Raw genomic sequence first — 21,148 nt, forward strand, 5'->3', positions numbered from 1 at the left:
GGGAGTCGGGGGGTCGGGCGCCGGCCGGGGAAAGGGGGCACGAGCTGCGAATGATCGCTGTACAGGCGGTTTCCGGAAGTCGCACCGGAGTCCCGCGGCCGGCACTCCGCACCGTAGCAGTGGAGATCACCGCCGCCCAGCGCATTTTCGCGGCCGACTCGTGGGCCGGTGGGGGTCAGGGGGCCTTGGACGGATGTGACCTGGCGGCGTCGCGTTCGTTCGCGAGGCGCCGGGTCTCCTCCGACACCGGTGCGGCCAGGATCGCCGCCACGACGTCGATCAGGTAGCTGGTGAAGAGCCGGTCGTCGGTGTGCGGCCCGGAGCGGGCGCGGCGGGCCAGCTCGATCGACGCGGACCGGATCGCGGTGAACCTCCGGTGCAGCCGGGCGGCGTCGGCCTCCATCAGCGGCTCCACCAGCGCTCTCCAGCGGCACAGGCTGTCGGAGGGATCGTCGAGTACGGCGGCCGGAACGACGGGGGCGGGCCGGTTGACGACCTCTGCCCAGAGCTGCAGGAAGTCACGTCCTGGCTGGTCGGCCAGTTGTGCGGCCAGCGGCCGGACGAGCGCCGCCGCCAAATCGCGGACGCCGCCGCCTGCCGCCTCGTAGGCGTCGAGCAGGGCATGGCGGCGGGCGTCCACCTCGGGCACGTGCCGGGCGAAGATGGCCTTGATGATCCCGGCGTGGCCGGTGAAGTGGTACTGCACGGCGGTGGCGTTGCGGGCCCCGGCCGCCTGGTTGATCTCGCGGAGGCTCACCGCGTCGAGGCCGCGTTCGGCGTAGAGGCGGAGCGCGGCGTCGAGCAGGCGTTCCCGGGTGTCGTTCACTCGTTCCCCAGCGCGTGTTCGAGGGCCTCCGCGTAGTGCTCAAGGACCTCGGCGTGGCGTTCGCGGGCCGCCTCGCGCCGCGTGGGCAGGTGGGCGGTCGGCCAGAGGCCCTTGACGGGCTCGTAGTCGCGCAGCACCTGGCGCGCCACGGTGATCTTGTGGACCTCGGTGGGGCCGTCGGCGATCGCCAGCGCCTCGGCGCCGAGCAGCATCTTGGCGAACGGCATCTCGTTGGAGACGCCGAGGGCGCCGTGGAGGTGCATGGCCCGCTGGACGACGTCGTGCAGGACCTTGGGCATCGCGGCCTTGACGGCGGCGATGTCCTTGCGGACCTTCCTGTAGTCCTGGTGCTTGTCGATGAGCCAGGCGGTGCGCAGCACCAGCAGCCGGAACTGCTCCATCTCGATCCAGCTGTCGGCGATCTTCTCCCGGGTCATCTGGAGCTTGGCCAGCGGGCCCCATCGTGTCTCCCGTGACACCGCCCGTTCGCACATCATGTCGAAGGCCTTGCGCACCTGCGCGATCGTGCGCATCGCGTGGTGGATCCGCCCGCCGCCGAGGCGGGTCTGGGCGATCACGAACGCGCCGCCCTCCGTGCCGAGCAGGTGGCCGGCGGGCACCCGGACGTCCTCGTAGCGGAGGTAACCGTGCGAGCCCTCGCGCTCCCCGGCCACGCCGACGTTGCGGACGATGGTCAGGCCGGGCGTCCCGGCGGGCACGATGAACATCGACATGCCCTCGTACGCGCTCACCTCGGTGTCCGTCACCGCCATCACGATGATGAAGCTCGCGTGGCGCGCGTTGGAGGAGAACCACTTCTCGCCGTTGATCACCCACTCGTCGCCGTCGCGCACCGCCCGCGTGGTGAACAGGGTCGGATCGGCACCGCCGTGCGGCTCGGTCATCGAGTAGGACGAGGAGATGTCGCCGTCGAGCAGCGGGCGCAGATAATGCTCCTTCTGCTCGGGGGTGCCGAACTGAGCGAGGATCTCCGCGTTGCCGGAGTCGGGCGCCTGGCACCCGAACACCGAGGGCGCCCAGCGGGACCGGCCGAGGATCTCGTTCAGCAGGGCCAGCTTGACCTGGCCGAATCCCTTGCCGCCGAGCTCGGGGCCGAGGTGGCAGGCCCACAGCCCGCGATCCTTCACGCGCTGCTGGAGCGGCTTGACGATCCCCTTGTGGCGCGGGTCGGCCTTGTCGTACGGATCACCGAGGACGAGATCCAGCGGTTCGACCTCGTCGCGGACGAACGCGTCGGCCCAGTCGAGCAGTGCCTGGTAGTCGGGGTCGGTCTCGAAATCCCATGCCATCGCGGGCCTCCTCGGATGTCCGATGATTCGATAATCCATTCCCATGACTTCTTAATGCAACTGCATGAAACGTGTTTCGCCGCCGCCCGCTCGTTCGCCCAGCGCAAGTCAGCTGTTACTCTCCGGTAGAACCACGTTCTTCGAGGGGGACCGACCGTGGAGCAGATCGACCCTGCGCTCGTGGACTTCGACGTCCTTGCCCGCTGGATGGACGAGCAAGGCCTGCCCACCGGCCCTTTCGAGGACGTCACCCTGCTCAGCGGAGGCACCCAGAACGTGCTGATCCGCTTCCGCAGGGGCGGCGAGGGCTACGTCCTGCGCCGTGGCCCCCAGCACCTGCGCTCACGGACCAACGACGTCCTCCGGCGTGAGGCCCGCGTGCTCTCCGCCCTCGACGGCACCGACGTCCCGGCACCCCGCGTGCTCGCGGCATGCCCGGACGAGTCCGTGATGAACGGCGCGGTCTTCTACCTCATGACGCCTGTTGAGGGATTCAACGCCACCGTGTCGCTCCCCGAGCCGCACGCGTCCGATCCTCAGATGCAGCGCGAGATGGGCTTGAACGCCGCCCGTGCCCTCTCCGCCCTCGGTGCGGTCGACCACGCCGCCGCCGGGCTCACCGGCTTCGGCAAGCCCGAGGGCTTCCTGGAACGCCAGGTCGGCCGCTGGATGTCGGAACTGGAGTCGTACAACTCACTGGACGGCTATCCGGGCCCCGACATCCCCGGCCTGGACAAGGTCGCGACCTGGCTCGACGACAACCGGCCGGTGACGTGGCGTCCCGGCATCATGCACGGCGACTACCACCTGGCCAACCTCATGTACTCCTTCGACGGCCCGCAGGTCGCGGCGATCGTGGACTGGGAGATGTGCACGATCGGCGACCCGCTCCTCGACCTCGGCTGGCTGCTGGCGACCTGGCCGGAGCCCGGCGACGCGAGCACGTCGCTCGCCGGGCCCCTGGGCGACGGGGGCGCTCTGCCCGCCACCGCCGACCTGGTCACCGCCTACGCCGAACGCGCCGGCGCCATCGCGGGCCGCGACCTGTCGGCCATCACCTGGTACGCCGTGCTGGCGTGCTTCAAGCTCGGCATCGTCCTGGAGGGCACCCACGCCCGCGCCTTCGCAGGCAAGGCCTCCAAGGAGACCGGCGACCTGCTCCACGGCATCACCCTGGGGCTCTTCCGGAGGGCCCAGGCGTTCATCGCGAGCTGATCGCTACTGGTCCCTGGTGAGCCGCCAGTATCCGTGCGGGTTGAAGAAGAAGTCGTCGTCCTCGTAACGGTCACACGGGTGCTGGCTGAGGACCCACCGCGGAGCGTCCTCGCTCACGCGGAAACCTTCACCGTCCGACAGGTGCTGACCGCGTTCCTCGGTGAGCATGTACAGGGCGAGGGCGTCGATCAGCTTCCTGGCCTCCTCGGGTCCGGCGTCCACGACTTCGATGTCGGGCTGGCTGAGGAGATGCATGCCGCAGCTGAAGTGGAGTGAGCCGTCGACGATCGGCCTCTTCACCCAGGCGAAGTAGAGGGGGACTGAATTGTCGTCGGCCGCGGCCAGGTCGTCCGCCATTTCGAGCCATCGGTCCCGGCCGTGGGCCAGGCCGTTGCTCTCGTTCTTGACGGCGGTGGCGCCGGACCGGAGGAGTTTCGCGGTCAGCGCGAGCAGGAGCTCCGAGACGAGGGGGCCCATCCCGGGCAGGATCGGGCGGGACAGGATGTAGGCGACCGTGTCGTGCGACTCGACGGCCTCCCAGTCGGCGTCGGTGAAGGACGCCTCCGCGGCGGAGGCGCGGAACGCACCGGGCATGCGCGGGTCCGGCTCGGCTTCGGAGTATTCGGGGTCGAACTCGAAACCTGCCTCTTCAGCGATGCTCTCGACGGCGTCGAGGTCGAGGCCGGTGCCGAGGACGCAGATGACGTGGCGGGGGGTCACCATAAGTTGATCTTCGATCATCCGCCGAACCCTACAGGGCGATGTCGTGGTCGGTGGGCGGGATTCCCGATTCGCCGAGCGCGAGGTCGGTGCCGAAACGGTGGTCCAGGCAGGCGTGGAGGAGCTCCATCCGTTCGTCGGCACGGGCATCCGCGATGGTCTCCAGATCTCCTGGACCCAAGAACGCTCGACCCCTTGTAGTACTACGTATTGTCGTACTACGTTCCGTCGTATACGTCGACTCGCCCGGGGGTGAGGAAGATGCCGGCGACGGCACGCGCCGCGGAGGCGCTCGACCAACGGCTCGGCGGTGCCGCGTTCGCCCGGCGCGCGATCCGCAAGGCCTTCCCCGACCACTGGTCGTTCATGCTCGGCGAGATCGCGCTCTACTCGTTCGTCGTGCTGCTGCTCTCAGGTGTGTTCCTGACGTTCTTCTTCAAGCCGAGCATGGCCGAAGTGGTCTATGACGGCTCGTACGCGCCGCTGCGCGGGACGGAGATGAGCGAGGCGTACGAGTCGACGCTGCACCTCAGCCTCGATGTGCGCGGCGGGCTGCTCATGCGGCAGGTCCACCACTGGTCGGCGATCGTCTTCGTCGCGGCGATCCTCGCCCACCTGCTGCGGGTCTTCTTCACCGGGGCGTTCCGCAAGCCGCGCGAGCTCAACTGGCTGCTGGGGTTCACGCTCTTCACGCTGGCGATGGCGAACGGGTTCACCGGCTACTCGCTGCCCGACGACCTGCTCTCGGGCACCGGCATCCGCCTCATCATCGGCGCGGTCCAGTCGATCCCGCTCGCCGGCACCTACATCAGCTTCTTCCTGCTGGGCGGCGAGTTCCCCGGGACGGACCTGATCCCGCGTTTCTACATCCTGCACGTGCTTCTCGTGCCGGGGTTGATGCTGGCCCTGGTGCCGGTGCACGCGATCATCCTGCCGTGGGTGCAGAAGCACACCGACTTCCGGCGCGGGCGCAGCACCGAGAAGGCCGTGGAGGGCAAGCCCTTCTTCCCGGTCTTCATGGCCAAGACCGGCGCGTTCTTCCTGTTCGTCACCGGCGTGACCGTGCTGCTGGCCACCTTCTTCCAGGTCAACCCGATCTGGCAGTACGGGGCGTACTCCCCCACCGCCATCAGCGCCGGGTCGCAGCCCGACTGGTACCTGGCCTTCGGCGACGGCGCGCTGCGGCTCATGCCGGGCTGGGACATCACGTTCGCCGGGCGCACCCTCGCCATGGGCGTGCTCGTGCCGCTGCTGGTGATCACCGTCTTCTTCACGGGGCTCGCGCTGTACCCGTTCCTGGAGGCGCGCTTCACCGGCGACCGGGCCGTGCACCACATCCTCGACCGGCCGCGCGACGCCGCGACCCGTACGGGCATCGGCGTAGCGGGGATCGTGTTCTACGGGATCCTGTGGGCCGCCGCGGGTAACGACGTCCTCGCTGAGACCTTCCATCTTTCGCTGTTCGCGACGACGTGGTTCTTCCGCATCGCGGTGCTGGCAGGGCCGGTGATCGCGTTCGAAGTCACCCGGCGGATCTGTCTCGGCCTCCAGCGGCGCGACATGCTGCTCCTGAAGCACGGCATCGAGACAGGCGTCATCGTCCGCGAGATGTCCGGCCGCTACGCAGAACGCACCCGGCCAGTGCCTGAGGAGGCCAAGGCCGCGCTCGAACGAGGCGTCGTCAGGCATTAAGCGTCGTCGGGCGTCAGGCGTCGTCGGGCGAGCCGGCCAGCGACCGTTCCTCGGCGACCTCGGTCTCGCCCATGCCCATGTGGCCGTCGCCGAGGTCCGTCCGCGCCTGCTCGTCGATCCAGCGGTTGTGCGTCTCCCATGCCGTCTGCTTGCTGGTGCCGACCGCCGCGCCGATCTGCGACCAGGAGGCGCCCGCCCGCCGGGCCGAACGCACCGCGAGCTGGCGGCCGTACCGGGCCTTGCGGGCGATGACCTCGCCGAGGGCAAGCAGTTCGAGCGCCTCGGCCTGGGTGAGGGCGGTGACATCCGCGTCGCCCTCAGCGAAGGCGTCGCGGGCCCGCAGCTCGTCGTAGCGCGATACCGCAGCCCGCAGGGTCATGGTCTTCTCGAGCTCATCCGGGGTAGCCATGCGACCAGCCTTACGTCAGGACAGCCTGACGTCAAGACAACCTGACGAAAATGGGTCTGTTGAAGTCCGCGCACAGGTGGCAGCATGGGAAGAGTCCCGGCGGGACAGGGCAGACAGTAACGCCCCTACCTGGGAAGATGAGCCAGGAATCGCGCCGTCGCCCTGCCCCACCGGGCCGTTCAGCGCGTGGCCCCTGCCGGCCCCTAGGGTCCCTCCGGCCCCTGCCCCGGACAGCGATGAGTTTTAGGGCCCTCCCGGATCTGTATGGGTAACGGCGATTCGTCGCCCATGATCCAGATCGCGGGAGGAACGGATGGCGACGTCACCAGGGGCCCGGAACGAGGCGCCCAGGGCTCGGAACGAATCGCTCAGCGAGGCGTTCGTGACACTGACGACCCCGTTCCGGCGCGAACTGCTCGCGCACTGTTACCGGATCCTGGGCTCGGCGAGCGAGGCCGAGGACCTGGTGCAGGAGACCTACATCAACGCCTGGCGGGGCTTCGACCGGTTCGAAGGCCGGTCCTCGGTGCGCACGTGGCTGTACCGGATCGCCACCCGGGCGTGCCTCAAGGCGCTCGAACGCGGTGACCGGCGGGCACTCCCCTCGGGACTCGGCGCGGCGAATCCCGATCCCGAGGGCGGGATCGGGGCGAGCCTGCCTGAGGTCACGTGGGTCGAGCCGCTTCCCGACGCCCTGTTCATGGAGCGGCCCGCCGATCCGGCGGCGATCGTGGAGGCACGCCAGAGCACCCGGCTGGCGCTGGTCGCGGCCCTCCAGCTGCTCCCGCCCCGCCAGCGGGTGGTCCTGATCCTCCGGGACGTGCTGGAGTGGCGTGCGAGCGAGGTGGCGACGCTGCTCGACACGACGGAGGCCGCGGTCAACAGCGCGCTCCAGCGCGCCCGGTCGATGCTCGCCCGGACCGCGCCGGCCGAGGACGATCACGACCTCGTGGAACCCGGCGATCCCTCCCGGCGCGAGCTGCTCGACCGCTATGTGGCGGCCTTCGAGAACTCCGACGTGACCGCGCTCACGCGGCTGCTGACCGAGGACGCCCGCTGGGAGATGCCGCCGCTCGCCGCGTGGTTCAGGGGCAGGGAGGTGGTCGGGCGGTTCCTCGCGACGCGGTTCGCCATGTACTCGGGCTTCCGGCTGGTCCCGACGATGGCGAACGCGCAGCCCGCGTTCGCCGTCTACGCGACCGATGAGGAGGGGCTCCGGCGGGCCCACGCCATCGAGGTGCTGACCGTGACGGACGCGGGCATCGCCCATGTGGTCCATTTCATAGGCTCCGGGCAGTTCGCCGCGTTCGGGATGCCGGAGGTGCTACCGCCCTATCGGTGAGCCCCTCATTTGATCTTTGAGCGCTCCGCCCTTGCGTGCATACAGAGACGCCCCGGCGGTCACGTCGACCGCCGGGGCGTCTTTGCATGAAGGCGTGAGGGCTTCTCCGCCGTGACGCGAGATCGTTTAGAACGGCTGCGGCGCGCCCTTGGTCCCGGCGCCATTACCCCACTGGAGAACCTCGTACTTGAGGCCCTTGATGTGGCCTTCACCGGTGCCGGCGTTGTACTTGTCCGCAGGCTTCTTTCCGTCCAGGAGGTAACGGAAGGTATAGGTGTCGAGGTCCAGCATCACACCCCTGTGAGAAGGCTCACCCGGACCGCGGTCACCGACGAAGCCGACGACGCTGCGACCGTTGTAGGAGACCTTCACCTTGGTGTGCAGAGGCCAGCTCGGGCTGGCGAACAGGCCCTTCTGCATCGGCTTTCCACCGGCGGGGGCGCCGGTGTCGCCGTTCACGCCGGAGCCGTCGTCCCAGAAGTAGGAAGCGGTCGTCGTGCCGGTGTAAAGGGCCTTCGACTCCTTCTTCTTGGCGGCCAGGGCCTTCTTCTTGGCCTCCTCCGCCTTGGCCTTCTGAGCAGCGGCCTTCTTGGCCGCAGCGGCCTTCCGGCCTGCCTGGTTGTCGGCGACCATGGAGAGCTCGGTGGGGGTCTTCTGCTGCTTGGGAGCGTTGTCGTCGCCGGCCAGCGCCACGCCGGCCACCAAGATCCCGGCAAGGGTGCTGCCGGTGATCACACTCAGGGCGACATTCGTCGCTCGCTTCTGCATGGGAATCCTTTGTTCGGCGTACAGGACAGCCGTTTCACGCCGGAACAAAGCCCGGACGGACAGGGAGAAACGGCCCCGAGGACACGTGGTTCGGGAGAAGCCGTCGCGTGAGAAAACCCGCGCAGGGGTGATCCCGGGCAGGGGACCATGGCCCGCGCACGTCGAAGCCAGGCCGCATTGCGGCCACGACTATGTGACGCGGACTCCTAAAGGGCGGGAGAATGCCGACCGGGGGCTCTATGGCCCGGCACACGCGACCGTTGCATGGTCGGCCGCTGATCGGCGAGGGGGGTCCCGCCTGGCGGGCGGGACACGACGGCTATGCGATTGGCAAGGTCAATGGTGCTTTGACCCTGACCTGGCTTGGAGCATATACGGCTAAACCAGGTTTGTGCCAAATCTGTTCCGGTTTGACCTTTCTCCAGGTAGATCTTTTAGTGATGGGCTTTACCGGAAGGGCGGAAAACGCCGATCACGCGGAGGTCACGGAGGCCCCTGGACATCTGGCACGATGTACGCCATGACCGACCACGCCGGCCTCCGCACGGCCGACGACGATCTGCTCCCCCCGCCCGACTGGGGCCGGCCACGTACCACCGCCGCGGGCACACGTGCGGTCTGGGCCTTCGCCGCCGTCGCGGCGCTGCTGGTGCTCGGCCGTGTCTGGATAGCCCCGGACCTGGACGGCCGGTCCCTGGACGCCTGGACCACGGTCTTCGTGGCGATCTGCGTGCAGGCCCTGCCGTTCCTGGTCTTCGGCGTGGCACTGTCCGCCGCGATCACCGCCTTCGTGCCCCCGTCCTTCTGGAACAGGGTGCTGCCGCGCCGTCCGGGCGCCGCGGTGCCCGTCGCGGGAGCGATGGGCGCGGTGCTGCCGGGCTGCGAATGCGCCTCCGTGCCGGTGGCGGGCGGCCTGATGGCCCGCGGGGTCGCTCCGGCGGCAGCCCTGACCTTCCTTCTCGCGGCCCCGGCGATCAATCCCATCGTGATCGTGGCCACCGCCGTGGCGTTCCCCGGCTCTCCCGAGATGGTGGTGGGGCGCTTCGTCGCCTCCCTCGTGGTGGCGGTGCTGGCCGGGTGGGCCTGGCTGCTGTTCGGCAAGGGCGAGTGGATCAAGATCCCTTCCCGGCCGCACGTGGACGGGGCCGGCCGGTGGGAGTCGTTCCGGCAGGCGATGCGGCACGACATCATGCACGCGGGCGGCTTCCTCGTGGTCGGCGGCATCGCCGCGGCCACGATCAACGTGGTCGTGCCGGCCGAGTGGGTGAACGGCGTCGCCGGCATCCCGTGGCTGTCGGTGTTGGTGCTGGCGGTCCTGGCCGTGCTGATGTCCATCTGCTCGGAGGCTGACGCGTTCGTGGCGGCGAGCCTGACCCAGTTCTCCCCCACGGCGCGGCTGGCGTTCCTGGTCGTCGGCCCTATGGTGGACCTCAAGCTGATCGCGCTCCAGACGGGATTCTTCGGGCGCCGTTTCGCGATCCGTTTCATCCCGCTGACCTTCGTTCTCGCGGTCGGGGTCAGCGCCATCACCGGAGAGGTGCTGCTGTGACGCGGGCCGCCCAGAACCTGCTGCTGATCATGATCGGTGCCGCGGTGATGTGGATCACTCTGGCGACCGACGAGTACCTCAACTACGTGAAGCCGGGCTTCCGCTATCTGCTGGTGCCCGCCGCCGTGGCGCTGATCGCCCTCGGGTTGACGGGCCTGCGACGCGAGTGGCGGGACGACACCGGCGCCGACGGCGGCGGCAGTGGCGGTGGCGGTGGCGGTGACCATTGCCACGCCCCAGGCGACGATCACGGCCATGATCACGGTGGCCGGGGCCCCCGGGTGGCCTGGCTGCTCTGCCTGCCCGTCCTCGCGATCTTCGTGGTGGCGCCGCCGGCGCTCGGCTCGTTCACCGCGTCCCGCGCCGCCGCCCGCCAGGCGACGCCCCCGCCGCCGCCCGACGAGGGGTACGACGCGCTGCCGAGGAACGGCACCCCGGTGGCGATGACCATGGGCGAGTTCATGGGCCGCTCGTACGAGGCGCAGACGGGCCAGAACAGCTCGCTCACGGGCGTCACGGTGAAACTGACCGGGTTCGTCACGCCGGGCCGGAAGGGTTCCACCTGGCAGGTCACGCGGCTGAAGATGGCGTGCTGCGCGGGCGACGCGATCCCGTTCCCGGTGGTCGTCCACGGCCTCCGGCAGCCCCCCACCGACAGCTGGGTGCAGGTGATCGGCACATGGCACCCCCCGGCCAGCGGGGCGCGGAGCGGGGTGCACGAGCTGGACGGCCGTTCCCTGCAGCCGATCAAGAAGCCGAAGAACCCGTACGAGTAGGGAGATCCATGGGGGCACTGGTGCTCGGCGGCGGTGGCCTCACCGGCGTCAGCTGGGAATGGGGTGTCCTCGCCGGGCTCGCCGCCGCCGGGATCGACCTGCGCGACGCGGAGCTCGTGGTCGGCACCTCGGCGGGCTCGGTGGTGGGCGCGCAGGTCGCGGCCGGTCTGGATCTCGAAGAACGCTTCACCGCCCAGTTCACCGCGTTGGAGACCGGCGCACCGGCCCGGATGGCCCGTGTGGACCTGGCCCGCTCGGCCTGGGCGGTCCTGAGCTCACGGGAGCCCGCCCGGGCCGGAGCGCGGCTCGGCCGGATGGCGCTCAACGCCCGTACCGGCCCCGAGGCCGCACGCGCCGCCGTCATGAGGGCGCGGCTTCCCGTGCGCGACTGGCCCGAACGGCCCCTGCTGGTGACCGCGGTGGACGCGGCCACGGGCGCCTTCACCGTCTTCGACCGGTCCGGCGAGGCGACCCTGCTGGAAGCGGTGGGCGCCAGCTGCGCCGTCCCCGGCGTCTACCCGCCGGTGACGATCGGCGGCCGTCGCTACATCGACGGCGGGGCCCGGTCGGCCACCAACGCGGACCTGGCCGCCGGTCATGAGGCGGTCGTCGTCATCGCCCCCGTCACCCAGGGCCTCGGCGCGATCAAGAGCGTGGCCGGCCAGGCGGCCGATCTCCGCAGGGCCGGCGCCAAGGTGGTCGTGATCTCCCCCGACCCCGCTTCGCGGCGCGCGTTCGGCCGCAACTCGCTGGATCCGGCCCGCCGCCCTCCCGCCGCCCGGGCGGGGCACCGACAAGCCGTCTCGGTCGCGGAGGCCGTGGCGGCCGTCTGGGAGGCGGCGTGATCCCCCAGAAGCTCGCCGACCTCCCGCACGCCGAATGGCTCACGCCTCACGACGGGACATGGGGACCTGACGGCGACCACGACACGGTCCTGTTCGAGAACCTCGCCCTCGCGGACCTCGCCGCCTCCGGCTCCCGTTTCATGGAATGCGCGTTCACCGGCGTGACGTTGGACGGCGGCGGGCTGCGCTCGGCCCGATTCCTCGACGTCTGGGCACAGGAGATGCGCCTGGTCGGCACCGACCTCACCGAGACCCAGTGGCGGGACAGCACGCTGATCGGCTCTGTCTTCGCCGGCACGCGCACGATCAGCGCGAACCTCACCCGCGTCGTCTTCCAGGAATGCAAGCTCGACTCGGTCAACCTCCGCGACAGCACGCTCGTGGACGTGACGTTCACCGACTGCCTGCTGCGCGACGTCGACTTCGGCGGCGCGCGGCTCACCCGGACGAGCTTCCCCGGCTCCCGGCTGGACAGGACCGTCCTCGCCGGGGCCACCCTCGATCAGGTGGATCTGCGCGGAGCGGACCTGGGCATCACCATCGACCCCCACACGATCCGCGGAGCCATCGTCAGCCCCGCGCAGCTCCTCGATCTGGCCCCGCTCCTCGCCGGCGCCCTGGGCATCGAGGTCAAGGAGCCACCTCCGTCGTGAGAGGCCGGACCCTGACCTGATCCGGCCACGCGCCGGCGCGGTGGCCGGATACGGCCGCCGGGCCGTCAGAGAGCGCCCAGAGAGCGGTCAGCGAGCCGGGAAGGTGGTGGGCAGGAGGGGCGAATGAGCCGCTCTCGCCATGGGCGCCATGGGCGCGCCCGCGACCGCCGGAGCGGACGGTGGCACGTGGGAGCCGTCGGCACGGCGGGGTTCGGGTGGCACGGCCTGCTCGGCCCGGCGTTCGCCGAGCAGGGCCATCAGGGCGCGCGCCGTGTCCGCGTCCATCCGCATCAGGACACTCGGCCGTCCGGCCGGGTCGACGAAGGGAGAGACGGCGGGGACGGCGGTGCCGTGAGGCGGTAGCGCCAGCCGCATCTCTTCGCGGAGGTCGTGGGCAAGGCGCAGCGCCTGTCGGTCACTGTCGCTCAAGTGTGCGGTCATCGCGATCTCCGGGGAGTTCACGTGCGGGGGTCCGGGGGCAATCCTGCTAGGAAATGGCGTGCAGGTGCAAGGGCCGATGCACGTGCAGATCGAGAAAGATCGTGCGTAACCGACCGGCTCTCCACTCGTTGTTCATAGACCCGCGCAGGTCGGAGGCATGTTCCCCGCCAGTCGGGCCTCGCCGGGGCGTGTGGTGTTCTGAAGATCAGTTCACCGGTACACGGGCCCAGTCCCCGCCTGACCCGGTGGGAGCGCGGACATCACGGCGACCGAGCGCAGGCATCACGGCGACCGAGAGCGCGGGCATGCGCAACCCATTCCGGCTGCCAGGACGACCGGGCTCGCCGCGTACAGCAGATAAGGGCTGGCGGCATCAGCGAACGACAGTGGCCCGAGACCTGCGGCCAGCACGAGCGGCCGTACCGGTCGCCGAACGCCCCGGCCAGGACCAGGTCCCAGGAACCGGCCGGGGCCAGGTCCGAGGGATACGATCGCACCTGATGGCAGACGTTCTTTCCCTTCGCGCGCTCAACCGGGCCACTCTGGCACGGCAGATGTTGCTCGCCCGGGAGGAGGTCTCCGTCGTCGAGGCGGTGGAGCGGTTGTGCGGTATGCAGGCGCAGGAGCCCAAGCCTCCGTTCCTCGGGCTCTGGACACGGGTGGCCGGGTTCGAGGCCGCGCAGCTTCACACCGCGCTCCAAGAACGCTCGGTCGTGCGGGCGACGATGATGCGCGGGACCCTGCATCTGATGTCAGCGCGGGACTACGGCGCCCTGCGTGCCTCGATGCAGCCGATGCTGGACGCCGGGCTTCGCATGCTGGGGTCGCGCGCGGAGGGACTGGAACTGGACAAGGTCCTTCCGGCCGCCCGCGTACTGCTGGAGGAGCGCTCACGGACCTTCAACGAGCTCCGTGCCCTGCTGCAGGAGGAGTTCCCGGAGGTCAATGACCGGGCTTTGGGGTTCTCCGTGCGGATGTGCCTGCCCCTGGTGATGGTGCCGACGGACGACCGGTGGGCGTTTCCGCGTACGTCGGAGTTCACGTTGGCGGGCGTCTGGTTGGGCGTGCCGACGTCAGACGACTCTTCTGCGGATGCGCTCGTGCTGCGTTATCTCGCCGCGTTCGGCCCGGCCTCGGTGGCCGACGCCCAGGAATGGTCCGGTCTGCCAAAGCTGGGCGAGGTGCTGGAACGCCTGCGACCTCAACTGCGGACGTTCGAGGACGAGAAGGGCCGCGAGCTGTTCGACCTGCCCGATGCGCCACGGCCCGAGGAGGACACGCCTGCCGAGGCCCGGTTCCTGCCCGAGTTCGACAACCTGGTGCTCGCGCACGCCGACCGTTCCCGCGTGATCGCCGCCGCGCACCGCCCGTCGCTGACGACCAAGAACCTCCGCGTGCGCGCCACGTTCCTGTGGGACGGCTTCGCCGCCGGCCTGTGGGAGCTGGAACGCAAGCGCAAGGTCGCCACGCTCCGGCTTCGCCCGTTCGAGAAACTGCCCAAGCACGCTCTGAACGCGCTCACGGCCGAGGGTGAGCGCCTGCTGGGCTTCGCCGAGCCGGACGCGGCCGACCGGCAGGTCGTCCTCGCCGGCGATTGAGCGTTGACTCGCTCGGATAACATGACGCATTGCGCGCGACCCGCTCCGAATGGTGATAAATCCGATATCGGTTGTGGTTGAATCTTCCAGCGATTGAGCGCAAGCTATCCCCCGTACCATCCCTCGCACCCCGGAAGCCCCTGGACCCCCTCACGCCCCCCACCCCGCCGACAGGACGCGAACCGCATGTTCGAGATCTGGGAGACGAGCGAGCCCGCCAGGCTCATCAGCGATGCCGGCAGTCTCAAGATCGCTCTCGAGAAGGTCGACACGATGTGCCGCCTCCGCCACGACCAGGCCGCGGCCCACGTCGGCGTCTCCGGGGAGGGCTACCACTTCGAGATCCGCAACAACGAGGGCAAGGCGCTCGCCCGCCTGACCTATGTTCCGGACACCACCCGGGCCTACCAGAGCGTCGTCGTCGACGAACTTCGCGGCGACAACGGCCGCGTCTGAGTGCGTGCATCGCCGTGGAATGGCCGCGCTTGACTCTTGCACGGCGAACAAACGGCTGCGCCTAAGACTCCTGCAGTGATGACGGCGCGTCTGACCTCCCTTTAGGCGACAACGCCGCCCTTGAGCTCTTGCCGTGACGACGAGCGCGTTACAGGCGCAACGCACCGGCAATATGGGACTGACCTGCCAGTTGACCGGCCTTGGCCACTTCGATGGGCCCGTCTGCACTGCCACATGTCCGCCCAGGCCGGTGGACATCCAACGATCCAACCGACGTGACCGTAACTTGTTGACCGACCCTGACTTCACACCTAGGTTGACAATCGTGCGCAGAACGCGGTCAGGAGAGGCCGCCGAGACACCCGCGCGCAGGCGACGTCGGCACACGCACCCCCGTATTGGCGCGAACGGCGAAGGGAACTGCCATGCCCCGGGCACAGGTCATCGACATCGACGAGGCACGTACGCGCGACGCTGAGGACGTTCTCTACGAAAAGACGCTGCGACGGCTCTCCAAGGCGTCGGTCGAGAAGCACTGGGAGCCCTACACCGACATTCCCTGGGACGACCTCGACTTCGAAATCGACCCGGACGATCCACGCTGGGTCCTGCCGAAGATGGACCCGCTGGGGGCGCACCCTTGGTATCGGGCCCAGCCAGAGCACGTGCAGGCGAGGATCGGGCTGTGGCGGCAGGCGCAGGTGTGCAAGGTCGGCATGCAGTTCGAGAACGTGCTCAAGCGCGGGCTCCTCACGTACGCGTTCCGGCTGCCCAACGACTCGGCCGAGTTCCGCTACGTCTACCACGAGACGATCGAAGAGGGACATCACGGGATGATGTTCCAGGAGTTCGTGAACCGCAGTGAGGCACCGGTGGAGGGCATGCCGCTCGCCGTCCGCGTGCTGGCGGAGATCGTGCCCCCGCTGAGCCTCGTGGCGCCCTCCCTCTTCTTCTTCTGGGTCCTCGCCGGCGAGGAGCCCATCGACTACGTGCAGCGCCGCATGCTCCGCGACGGATCAGCCCGGCACCCGCTGCTCAACAAGATCATCTCTATCCATGTGGCCGAGGAGGCACGGCACATCTCGTTCGCGCGACAGTTCCTGAAGCACCGCGTGCCGCGCATGCCCGCGCCGCAGAAGTTCGTGCTCAGCCTGGTCGTGCCGCCCTCGATGAAGCTCGGGGTGTTGCTCATCCTCACGCCGCCGGTCGCGATGGCGCGGCGGTTCCAGATCCCCGACCAGGTGATGAAGGAGACCTACTGGGCCACCGAGCCTTCGCAGGACCTCATCTCCCGGGCCGTGTCGAACGTTCGCGGACTGTGTTCCGAGATCGGTCTGATCAACCCCGTGAGCAAGCAGGTCTGGCGGTTGCTCAACATCTGGGAGGACGGGAAGGGCTGATCGCCGGCTTCCCCTGGGCCATCCCGGCCGACGACCGTGCAGCGGACCACTGGTCGGACTTTTGCGCCTGAGCGGAGGTGCATTTACCCGAGGCGGGATGGCGCCGGCAAGGGCGTGTCGGTCTGCTGCACGTCGCCACGAAATCTCGCATGCACGTGGCAGGATTCGATGTGGTGTGTGTGGGAGATGAGAGAGGAGGGCTTGGTGGGGAAGGCATGGCGGCAGCCTGACCAGGCCCGTTCGTCCTCGGGCGCCAGTGGCATTCCGCATACTCGCCAGCTTGCGGAAAACCTCATCGCCCACGCGGTCCAGGCCCTCCAGCGCGGGGACGAGGCCATTCTGGCTCAAGCCGCCACCGAACTCACCGGGGAACCCGGCTTCGCCACAGGGGCCGCCCCCGCAGAGGCCGCCAGGGCAGGGGCCGCAACCGCAGGCGAGCCCGACTTCACCGCAACCGCAGGACGCGAGTGGCGCGGGCTGGTCGACAGGGTGCTCCTGGGGCGTCTGGAGGGAGGCGTCACCGTCGCTTGGCAGCGGGGATGGCAGCCTGCGGATCTCGTACGGTTCACCGGGCGGCGGCTGGGCCGCCGGCACCAGCGGCTGGCGATCGACATCATCGCCGCCGAGATGCGGGCCTATTCGGCTGCCACCGTGGAGGAGCCATGGCGGGAGCAACTGTCGGCACTCGGCGCCGAGGTCTGGTGGAACGGCGACGGCTCGTTCACCGGAGCCTGGTGCGGACGCGAGAACACCGACCGCGCGACCTTGATCACGTGTGCGCTGGAGCTGTCGCACCTGCTGGGCTCGCTCCCCCGGCTGGCGCGGATCGGCGCGCCGCCGGGGACTCCGCCGAACGGCCGGAAGAGCACGGCGCGAGCCACGGAGACCGACCAGCGGATGCTCGGCAAGGTACGGGCGCTTCTGGCCAAGGCAGAGTCGACGGAGTTTCCCGAAGAGGCCGAGGCGTTGAGCGCGCGGGCCCAGGAACTGATGGCCCGGTACAGCATCGACCACGCTCTGCTGGCGGCCGAGTCGGGTATGGGCGGCGAGCCGGCCGGACGGCGGATCCCGGTCGACCATCCGTACGACTCCCCGAAGGCGGTGCTGCTGACCGTCGTGGCGGAGGCCAACCGTTGCCGCGCCGTGTGGCACCGGGAGCTTGGATTCTCCACGGTGCTGGGCTTCCCGTCGGATCTGGCGGCGGTGGAGATGTTGTTCACTTCACTGCTGGTGCAGGCGACCACCGCGATGGTGCACACGGGCGCACGAAAGGACGCGTGCGGCAGGTCCCGTACGCGTTCGTTCCGTCACGCGTTTCTCAACGCCTACGCCGCCCGCATCGGGGAGCGGCTTCGGGGGGCGGCCGGTGAGGCGACGACAAGGGCGGCCGCGGAGGCAGACGGGAAGGATCTTCTTCCCGTGCTGGCCGCACGCGACCGGGCCGTCGAAGAGGCGGTCGACACGATGTTCCCGAATCTCACCAGGGGCCGCGCCCGGGCGGTCTCCAACTACGAGGGCTGGGTCGCGGGGCGGGCGGCCGCCGATCTGGCCAGCCTGAACGGACGCTCCGAGGTCACCGGAGAATAGCGCCGCGGGCTGGGACGCCTTGGTTTCGGCAGGGTCCCGGGTCCCCCGGGGAGCAAGGGGGACGGCCGGGGTCAGTCCTTCTTGCGGCGCGTGTTGCCCCCACGGCCTCGCAGCGGCACACCGGCCTCCTTCAGAACGTTGTAGATGAAGCCGTACGAACGGCCGGTCTCGGCGGCGAGGTCGCGGATGCTCTCGCCCGCCGCGTACCGCGGCGCCAGCTCCGCCGCGAGCTTGGTGCGCTCGGCACCGGTCACGCGGGTGCCCCTCGACAGTGTCCGGGTCACGTGTACCTCCAGGGTTCACGACTGTACTGAGGGCCATTCCCCCAGCTCACAGCCCTAATGATCTCTCCAACGTACACATTCCCCGCAAATCTCCCCACAATGCAACACGATCGTCGCGAGATCGGCCACTGGTGGTCTTTTCGATGGTCTCCGGCGTGTCGGTGCTGGACGAACGAGCTCGACATACTGTCAATAACCCGCAAAGGCCCTGACCACAGCCTTGATCAGAGTCAGACGACCGAGTCGTTCCGCCGTCCGGCGTCGTCCGCCCGCCCGGTGTCGTCCACCCGCCCGGCGCGACGTACACCGGCCTCCGCCTAGGCGAGGCGATTCCCCTCAGCCAGTCGCCGGAGGCGGAGAGCTCGCTGGAGATCGTCCAGCTGGTCGGCAAGGGCACGGCGTAGCGCGACCGCCAGAGCGTCGCGTTCAAGGCAGCGGGCCGCGGCCCGCACAGTGTCGGGCGTGGCGGCATGAGCGGGGAAGAGTTCACGGCCGAGCGTCATCGCGACCATCTGGCCGCGCTCCGCGACCGCAGGGATCTCGTCGAAGTAGCGTTCGAGATAGCCCGCGGTCGGCTCAGGACGAGCAGGCTGCCAGAAGCCTCGTGCGACGGCGGCGAGCAGGCGGGGAGAGAGCACGTTCCCGGTGAAGAGAAGCCCCCACGCATGTCGCTTGGCCCCCGGATCCGGCAACGCGGCACGGCACCGGGCGGCGCCTTCTTCACCGACCGAACCCGGATCACGCTCCAGCTCAGCGGCGATCTCCCGTTCACCTGCCTCCCCCAAAGCCGAGAGCTGATGCAGGATCTGCCATCGCAGCTCGGTGTCGAGGTCAGGCCCGCCCGCCAGACTCCCAACGTGGAGCCAGCGCCGGAGGTCGGTGAGCTCGTCCGCCGTCTGAGAGCTCGGAATGAGCGTCCGCACGGCCGCCAGCCGCAGATCGCCGGCGGACCCACGGTCACTGAGTATCGTTCGGCAGACCTCAGAGAGTGTGGCCAACGCCGCAGGGCGACATTCGGGCCGCATGAAACGGTCGGCGACATGGACCCGGGTGAACGTGAGCACTGCTTCGGCGATCGCCACCACGTTCTCGCTGGGGAGTTGGGCAGCCACGAGTGACAAGTACTCCTCGGCAGGCAAATCGCCATCGCGCACCATGTCACGGGCGGTGTTCCAAAGAAGAGCACGAGTCAGCGAATCGTCGATCGTCGAAAGGCCTGACTTCACGGCCTCCCAGGACTCTTCGTCCAACCGCACCTTGGCATAGGTCAAGTCACCATCGTTAAGCAGCACCAACCCACGAGATCGCACCGCCCCAGACCGGCCAACCCGCACCGTCCCCGGCGCGCCAACCTTCGTCGACGCGTCAGCGCGCACGGACTCCGCCGACGCGCCAGGCCGAGCCGACCGCGACGCATCCGACAGCACCGCCCCCGGCCCGTCAGCCTGCGCCGAACACGCCGCATCGGACAGCGCCGAACCAGACGCATCAACCCGCGCCGAACCCGGCGCGCCGGACCGCACCGCCCCAGGCGCATCAGCCTGCCCCGAACCCGGCGCATCAAGCTCCGCAGAGACCGACGCCTCGGACAGCGCCGAACCAGACGCATCAACCTGCCCCGAACCCGGCGCGCTGGGCTCCACCGATCCCTGCGGCGGGCCAAGGGGAGCCGACCACGACGCGTCGGATTGCGCCCTTATGGGCGCGCCAGGCTGCGCCGGTTGCAGCACGTCCGGGATTACCGTGCGGCTGGTGCCGGGGACGATATCGGCCGCGACGCGTTCTCGTAGAACGAGGCCACGTTCGGGTACATCGTCGTACAGGCTCACGAGAAGTCTGTGCGGTCGCAGCGCCCCAACGTGGGACACGACGACGGACTCCCCCTCGACCTCCGCGCGGAGGGTGTCGACGCCCGTGGTACGCAGCCATCGATGCGCCCAGTCCCGCACATCACGGCCGGGAGCCGCTGCACCTATGGCGTCCAGTAGGTCGGTGAGGTCGGCGTTCCCAAAGCGATGTGCGGCGAAGTAGTCGTTGACGCCCTGGAAGAAGGTCTCCTCCCCCACCCAGGCGACCAGTTGCCGCAGCGCCGAGGCACCTTTGGCGTAGGAGATCCCGTCGAAGTTCATGAGCGCCGACGCCACGTCCTCAAGGCTCTCGGCCGCCACCGGATGGGTGGTCGGCCGCTGGTCGGCGTCGTAGCCCCAGGACTTGCGGGAGATCGAGAAGGCCGTCCACGGACTTGCGAACCGGCTGGCGGCCGCTGCGATCTCGTACCCCATGTACTCGGCGAACGACTCGCTCAGCCATACGTCGTCCCACCAGCGCATGGTGACCAGGTTGCCGAACCACATGTGCGCCATCTCGTGGGCGATGACGGTGGCCCGAAGCTCCCGTTGCGTGTCGGTGACGGCGGCCTGGAAGACGAAGCGTTCGTTGAAGAGCACGCAGCCGGGCTTCTCTATCGCGCCCCAGTTCATCTCGGGGACGAAGACCTGGTCGTACTTGCCGAACGCGTACCGCTGTTCGAACACCTCATGGAAGCGGTCGAACGACCGCCGCGTCAGGTCCAGAAGTTCCTCGGTGTCCGGGTCCAAATGCCTCGCGAGTGAACGACGGCAGTGCAGCCCGAGCGCGATGCCGTCATGCGTCGCCTCGACGCTATGGAAGGGGCCGCCCGCCATAGTGACCAGTGATGTGCTGATCGGCTCCGTGGGAGCGAACTCCCAGTACTGCCCTGTGCCCCTGGTACGACGTGATTGTTCCGTACCGTTGCTCCGTACGGACCAGGTCACCGGAGCCGTGACCGCCACGCTGAAGGCGGCCTTCAGGTCAGGCTGATCGAAGCATGGGAAAACGGACGGCGCATGGTCTGGTCCGCAGTTGGCGTAGACGTAGACCTCGCCATCCTCAGTGTCGACGAAGCGATGCATCCCCTCGCCCGTGCGGGTGTAGAGCATGTCCGCCTCGACGAGCAGTTCGTTCTCCTCGCCCAGCGCAGGCAGAACGAGTCGTCCGCCCCGTACGGCGGTCATCGGGTCGAGCGGCCGGCCATTGAGCTCGATCCGCCGTACGGCACCGGGCCGGATCTCCGCGAACGATGTGGCGCCGCGCTCAGCAGCCGCGAACCAGATGACCGTGCTGCAGCCGAAGACTTCGTCACCTCGGGTGAGGTCGAGTTTCACCGAGTACGAGTGAACGTCCAGCAGCCGGGCCCGTTCACGAGCCTCGGCGCGAGTAAGGGCGGCAGCAGACGTCATACCCGAACCCAACGATC

20 protein-coding genes are annotated in these 21,148 nt (G+C 69.1%); 11 read left to right on the forward strand and 9 right to left on the reverse strand.

Translation table 11 applies throughout. The annotated features are described in order from the left end of the window. Positions 1 to 175: 175 nt before the first annotated feature. Both F8566_RS21430 and F8566_RS21435 read right to left on the reverse strand, forming a co-directional pair. Positions 176 to 826 (reverse strand): TetR family transcriptional regulator, encoded by a 651-nt coding sequence (locus tag F8566_RS21430; protein WP_151562584.1) that lies wholly within the window; start codon positions 824 to 826, stop codon positions 176 to 178. Beyond that, on the reverse strand, positions 823 to 2,136 hold the full coding sequence (locus F8566_RS21435; protein ID WP_151562586.1) for an acyl-CoA dehydrogenase family protein: 1,314 nt from the start codon (positions 2,134 to 2,136) through the stop codon (positions 823 to 825). Before F8566_RS21435 ends, F8566_RS21430 begins: the two co-directional genes overlap by 4 nt. Positions 2,137 to 2,292: 156 nt before the next feature. On the opposite strand from F8566_RS21435, the gene F8566_RS21440 reads away from it, so the two are divergent. Further along, on the forward strand, positions 2,293 to 3,351 hold the full coding sequence (locus F8566_RS21440; RefSeq protein WP_318836429.1) for a phosphotransferase family protein: 1,059 nt from the start codon (positions 2,293 to 2,295) through the stop codon (positions 3,349 to 3,351). Positions 3,352 to 3,354: 3 nt separating this feature from the next. On the opposite strand, the gene F8566_RS21445 is transcribed toward F8566_RS21440, so the two are convergent. Together F8566_RS21445 and F8566_RS50020 are read right to left on the reverse strand one after the other, a co-directional pair. Beyond that, positions 3,355 to 4,074, reverse strand: coding sequence for a hypothetical protein (locus F8566_RS21445; protein ID WP_192809789.1), 720 nt, complete (start codon positions 4,072 to 4,074; stop codon positions 3,355 to 3,357). A 28-nt stretch (positions 4,075 to 4,102) separates the two neighbouring features. Then, positions 4,103 to 4,252 carry a hypothetical protein gene (locus F8566_RS50020; RefSeq protein ID WP_192809790.1) on the reverse strand — a complete coding sequence of 50 codons (150 nt, stop codon included), beginning with the start codon at positions 4,250 to 4,252 and terminating at the stop codon, positions 4,103 to 4,105. 80 nt (positions 4,253 to 4,332) lie between these two features. Here F8566_RS50020 and qcrB point away from each other — a divergent pair, with 80 nt between their 5' ends. Then, entirely contained in the window at positions 4,333 to 5,763 is a 1,431-nt protein-coding gene (gene qcrB / locus F8566_RS21450) for a cytochrome bc1 complex cytochrome b subunit (protein WP_151562592.1), read from the forward strand. A 13-nt stretch (positions 5,764 to 5,776) separates the two neighbouring features. Here qcrB and F8566_RS21455 read toward each other — a convergent pair whose 3' ends face one another. After that, positions 5,777 to 6,172, reverse strand: coding sequence for a hypothetical protein (locus F8566_RS21455; RefSeq protein WP_151562594.1), 396 nt, complete (start codon positions 6,170 to 6,172; stop codon positions 5,777 to 5,779). Positions 6,173 to 6,485: 313 nt separating this feature from the next. On the opposite strand from F8566_RS21455, the gene F8566_RS21460 reads away from it, so the two are divergent. After that, positions 6,486 to 7,514: a sigma-70 family RNA polymerase sigma factor gene (locus tag F8566_RS21460; protein ID WP_151562596.1), complete on the forward strand. Its 1,029-nt coding sequence runs from the start codon at positions 6,486 to 6,488 to the stop codon at positions 7,512 to 7,514. 126 nt (positions 7,515 to 7,640) lie between these two features. Here F8566_RS21460 and F8566_RS21465 read toward each other — a convergent pair whose 3' ends face one another. After that, positions 7,641 to 8,282, reverse strand: a complete 642-nt coding sequence (locus F8566_RS21465) for a hypothetical protein (protein ID WP_151562598.1) — start codon at positions 8,280 to 8,282, stop codon at positions 7,641 to 7,643. Positions 8,283 to 8,793: 511 nt separating this feature from the next. On the opposite strand from F8566_RS21465, the gene F8566_RS21470 reads away from it, so the two are divergent. Genes F8566_RS21470 through F8566_RS21485 form a run of 4 tightly spaced genes read left to right on the forward strand, consistent with a single transcriptional unit; the run spans position 8,794 to position 12,105 of the window. Then, positions 8,794 to 9,831, forward strand: coding sequence for a permease (locus F8566_RS21470; protein ID WP_151562600.1), 1,038 nt, complete (start codon positions 8,794 to 8,796; stop codon positions 9,829 to 9,831). Then, positions 9,828 to 10,607 carry a TIGR03943 family putative permease subunit gene (locus F8566_RS21475; RefSeq protein WP_151562602.1) on the forward strand — a complete coding sequence of 260 codons (780 nt, stop codon included), beginning with the start codon at positions 9,828 to 9,830 and terminating at the stop codon, positions 10,605 to 10,607. The genes F8566_RS21470 and F8566_RS21475 overlap by 4 nt, the downstream gene beginning before the upstream one ends. 8 nt (positions 10,608 to 10,615) lie before the next feature. Beyond that, positions 10,616 to 11,452 (forward strand): patatin-like phospholipase family protein, encoded by an 837-nt coding sequence (locus F8566_RS21480; protein WP_151562604.1) that lies wholly within the window; start codon positions 10,616 to 10,618, stop codon positions 11,450 to 11,452. Beyond that, entirely contained in the window at positions 11,449 to 12,105 is a 657-nt protein-coding gene (locus F8566_RS21485) for a pentapeptide repeat-containing protein (protein ID WP_225993383.1), read from the forward strand. Before F8566_RS21480 ends, F8566_RS21485 begins: the two co-directional genes overlap by 4 nt. 87 nt (positions 12,106 to 12,192) lie before the next feature. Here the strand turns inward: F8566_RS21485 and F8566_RS21490 are convergent, their stop codons facing one another. Continuing rightward, positions 12,193 to 12,546, reverse strand: a complete 354-nt coding sequence (locus F8566_RS21490; RefSeq protein ID WP_151562606.1) for a hypothetical protein — start codon at positions 12,544 to 12,546, stop codon at positions 12,193 to 12,195. 500 nt (positions 12,547 to 13,046) lie between these two features. Between F8566_RS21490 and F8566_RS21495 the strand changes: the two genes are divergently transcribed. From F8566_RS21495 to F8566_RS21510, 4 genes are all read left to right on the forward strand, one after another. After that, positions 13,047 to 14,144, forward strand: coding sequence for a winged helix DNA-binding domain-containing protein (locus F8566_RS21495; protein ID WP_151562608.1), 1,098 nt, complete (start codon positions 13,047 to 13,049; stop codon positions 14,142 to 14,144). Between the two features lie 186 nt (positions 14,145 to 14,330). Then, positions 14,331 to 14,600 carry a hypothetical protein gene (locus F8566_RS21500; RefSeq protein WP_151562610.1) on the forward strand — a complete coding sequence of 90 codons (270 nt, stop codon included), beginning with the start codon at positions 14,331 to 14,333 and terminating at the stop codon, positions 14,598 to 14,600. 425 nt (positions 14,601 to 15,025) lie between these two features. Further along, positions 15,026 to 16,000: an AurF N-oxygenase family protein gene (locus tag F8566_RS21505; protein WP_151562612.1), complete on the forward strand. Its 975-nt coding sequence runs from the start codon at positions 15,026 to 15,028 to the stop codon at positions 15,998 to 16,000. Positions 16,001 to 16,204: 204 nt separating this feature from the next. Next, positions 16,205 to 17,587 (forward strand): DUF2786 domain-containing protein, encoded by a 1,383-nt coding sequence (locus F8566_RS21510; RefSeq protein WP_192809791.1) that lies wholly within the window; start codon positions 16,205 to 16,207, stop codon positions 17,585 to 17,587. A gap of 71 nt (positions 17,588 to 17,658) precedes the next feature. Here F8566_RS21510 and F8566_RS21515 read toward each other — a convergent pair whose 3' ends face one another. Beyond that, positions 17,659 to 17,871 (reverse strand): helix-turn-helix domain-containing protein, encoded by a 213-nt coding sequence (locus tag F8566_RS21515; RefSeq protein ID WP_151562616.1) that lies wholly within the window; start codon positions 17,869 to 17,871, stop codon positions 17,659 to 17,661. Positions 17,872 to 18,188: 317 nt separating this feature from the next. Then, positions 18,189 to 21,131: an aminopeptidase N gene (pepN, locus tag F8566_RS21520; RefSeq protein WP_151562617.1), complete on the reverse strand. Its 2,943-nt coding sequence runs from the start codon at positions 21,129 to 21,131 to the stop codon at positions 18,189 to 18,191. Positions 21,132 to 21,148: the final 17 nt, after the last annotated feature.

This window comes from Actinomadura rudentiformis (assembly GCF_008923185.1).
Taxonomy (GTDB): Bacteria; Actinomycetota; Actinomycetes; order Streptosporangiales; family Streptosporangiaceae; genus Spirillospora; species Spirillospora rudentiformis.